At 75.6% G+C, this 2,660-nt stretch carries 3 protein-coding genes and 1 pseudogene; 3 read left to right on the top strand and 1 reads right to left on the bottom strand.

The window, feature by feature from the left end:
• Window positions 1–156 precede the first annotated feature (156 nt).
• Complete coding sequence (locus ACFVHV_RS43630) at window positions 157–954, top strand: VOC family protein (protein ID WP_359905613.1); 798 nt, start codon at window positions 157–159, stop codon at window positions 952–954.
• A gap of 36 nt (window positions 955–990) precedes the next feature.
• Complete coding sequence (locus ACFVHV_RS43625) at window positions 991–1,494, top strand: DinB family protein (protein WP_359905616.1); 504 nt, start codon at window positions 991–993, stop codon at window positions 1,492–1,494.
• Between the two features lie 63 nt (window positions 1,495–1,557).
• On the opposite strand, the gene ACFVHV_RS43620 is transcribed toward ACFVHV_RS43625, so the two are convergent.
• Window positions 1,558–2,265: an ArsR/SmtB family transcription factor gene (locus tag ACFVHV_RS43620; protein WP_380359423.1), complete on the bottom strand. Its 708-nt coding sequence runs from the start codon at window positions 2,263–2,265 to the stop codon at window positions 1,558–1,560.
• A gap of 187 nt (window positions 2,266–2,452) precedes the next feature.
• Here ACFVHV_RS43620 and ACFVHV_RS43615 point away from each other — a divergent pair.
• Window positions 2,453–2,660: pseudogene (locus ACFVHV_RS43615) on the top strand (hypothetical protein); the annotation flags it as partial.

Here is a 2,660-nt window from a genome sequence, read left to right as displayed (position 1 = left end):
TTTTGCGGGGGGTTTTTTTTTTTTTAATACTCGCCGGCCCCCCCCGGGGGGGGCCCCCCCCGGGGGGGGGGCGCCGATTCGGGGCTTGGCTGGCGACCCGGGGGCGGGCGCGCGCCCTCCGGCGCGCGCACTTTCGCCACACACGAGGGCAGAGAGATGGCTGCGCTACCTGAGGGCACACCCTGTTGGGCCGACGCGATGTTCACCGACCTGGAGGGCGCGAAGGCCTTCTACGGCGACGTGTTGGGCTGGACCTTCGGCGAGAGCTCGTCGGAGTTCGGGAACTACACCCAGGCCTACTCGGACGGCAAGGCGGTCGCCGCGATCGTGCCGCCGATGCCGGGCGCGGAGGCCCAGTCCGCCTGGTGCCTCTACCTGGCCTCGCCCGACGCCGGTGCCACCGCGACGCGGATCCGCGCCAACGGCGGCGAGGTGGTCATGGGGCCGATGCAGGTCGGCGACTTCGGCACGATGGTGATCGCCAAGGACCCGGCCGGAGTGGTGTTCGGCGTCTGGCAGGCCGGCCGGCACGAGGGCTTCGAGAAGCAGGGCGAGCCCGGCGCCTACACCTGGGCCGAGCTGGTGACCCGCGAGCCCGCGAAGGCGGACGCCTTCTTCCCGGCGGTCTTCCCGTTCGGCGTGAAGAAGATGGCGGGCGGGGACTTCGACTACCGGATGTTCCAGGTCGACGACCGGCCGGTGCTCGGCCGAATGGGCGCGGAAGGGGACTTCCTGCCGCCCGAGGCGCCCTCGTACATCAGCGTCTACTTCGCGGTGGACGACACCGACGCCGCGATCGGCCGGCTGACGGCCCGCGGCGGCAAGGTGTACTTCGGGCCGATGGACAGCCCGTTCGGCCGGTTCGCGGCGGTCGGCGACCCGCAGGGGGCGGCCTTCGGGTTGATCGACATCGGTCGGCGGGTAGGGGAGCAGCCGGAGACGGTGGACATCTGATGCGTCCGACGGGACGACGAGCGGCAGGGGTGGCCGATGGGTGAGCGCGAGGAACTCGTCGAAACGCTGGACAAGCACCGCGAACTGCTGCGGCGCACCGTACGGGATCTCACCGACGCGCAGGCGGCCGAGCGCACCACGGTCAGCGAGCTGTGCCTCGGCGGCCTGGTCAAGCACGTGGCGGCGGTCGAGGCGCGCTGGGCGCGGTTCATGACCGGCGGCGCGGAGGCGATGCGGCGCGGGGACGGGGGCGCCGCCGACCCGGACGCCTGGGCGGCCCAGTTCCGGATGGCGGAGGGCGACACCCTGGCCGGGCTGCTCGCCGAGTACGAGCGGACGGCGCGCGGGACGGACGAGCTGGTCCGGACCCTGCCCGACCTCGACCTCGCCCACGAGCTGCCGCCCGCACCCTGGTTCCCGCCGGGCACGGCCTGGTCGGCCCGGCGGGTGCTGCTGCACCTGATCGCCGAGACCGCGCAGCACGCCGGGCACGCGGACATCATCCGGGAGTCGCTGGACGGGGCGAAGTCGATGGGCTGAGCGGCGGTTCGCCCGGCAACCGAGCGGCGGTTCGAGCACATCGAGCGGCGCCGGGGGCGGCCGTCAGGGCAGCTCCACGCCGAGGAGCTCGCGCAGCGCCCGGCCGCCGTCCGGGGTGACCCGAAGGGCCCGGCCGGAGCCGATCCGCTCCACCCAGGCACGGTCCAGGGCGGCCCGGCAGAGTGCCGCGCCGAGCGCCCCGCCCAGGTGGGTGCGGCGTTCCGTCCAGTCCAGGCAACCGCGCACGACCGGGCGTCCGCCCCGGCGGCCCGCGCGCGGCGGCAGCTCGATCGCCTGCGCGGCCAGCCAGTCCTGGCCGTGCCCGGTGACGGCCAGCCCGCCCTCCTCGGTGACCAGGCCGCGGGCGAACAGCGCGTCCGACACGGCCACGCCGAGGCGTCCGGCCAGGTGGTCGTAGCAGGTACGGGCCCGGGCCTCGGCACTCAGCCGGGTGGCCTCGGTCAGGTTGCGCGGCGCGGTCGCGGGGCCGGTGCCGGGGCTGGTGCCGGACTCGGCGAAGACGGTGAGGTCCTCGATCAGCGTGGCCACCGCGGGCGTGGCCAGCCGGACGTACCGGTGCCGGCCCTGTCGTTCCTCGGCCAGCAGCCCGCCCGCGATCAGCCGGGACAGGTGCTCGCTGGCCGTGGACGGCGCCACGCGCGCGAGGCGGGCCAGCTCACCGGCGGTCCAGGCGCGACCGTCGAGCAGCGCCGTGCAGATGGCGGCGCGGGTGGGGTCGGCGAGCAGGGCGGCGAAGGCGGCGAGCGTCATGCCTCCATGGTCGGGGCACGAGGGTGCGTGCGGGCGCCGAGTCGCGTACCGGGGCGGAGCGGCGCACGGAGGACGGGGCGGTCGCGGCGGCGGGGCCGCGTGGGGGAGCGGAGCCGGGGACATGCCGTCATCGTCACCCCCGCACGGTTCGGCCGGGGCCGAAACGACCCGGGGCCACGATGACGGCATGAGCGAAACCACGGTGGTCTCCGGCCCCGCGACGATGACCTTCTCCCGCTACGACGACGTGACGGCGGCGCTGGCCGACCCGGCGCTGGTCCCGCCGCCCGCCGGGCCGGCCGTGCCCCGAGCGCCCGGCGCCGCCCCCCGCACGGTGGCCTGGCTGCGGTCCGCCGTCGCCCGGGTCAGTTGCGGCGAGCCGCACGCCCGGCGGC

Origin of the sequence: Kitasatospora sp. NPDC127116, from assembly GCF_042677365.1 — a bacterium.
In the GTDB taxonomy this organism is placed as follows: Bacteria; Actinomycetota; Actinomycetes; order Streptomycetales; family Streptomycetaceae; genus Kitasatospora; species Kitasatospora lactacystinica.
This window is presented reverse-complemented; position numbering and strand designations above follow the sequence as displayed.

Coding starts and splice junctions, on each gene's coding strand:
- ACFVHV_RS43625 (WP_359905616.1), top strand. CDS start 991: ATGGGTGAGCGCGAGGAACTCGTCGAAACGCTGGACAAGCACCGCGAA.
- ACFVHV_RS43620 (WP_380359423.1), bottom strand. CDS start 2,265: ATGACGCTCGCCGCCTTCGCCGCCCTGCTCGCCGACCCCACCCGCGCC.
- ACFVHV_RS43630 (WP_359905613.1), top strand. CDS start 157: ATGGCTGCGCTACCTGAGGGCACACCCTGTTGGGCCGACGCGATGTTC.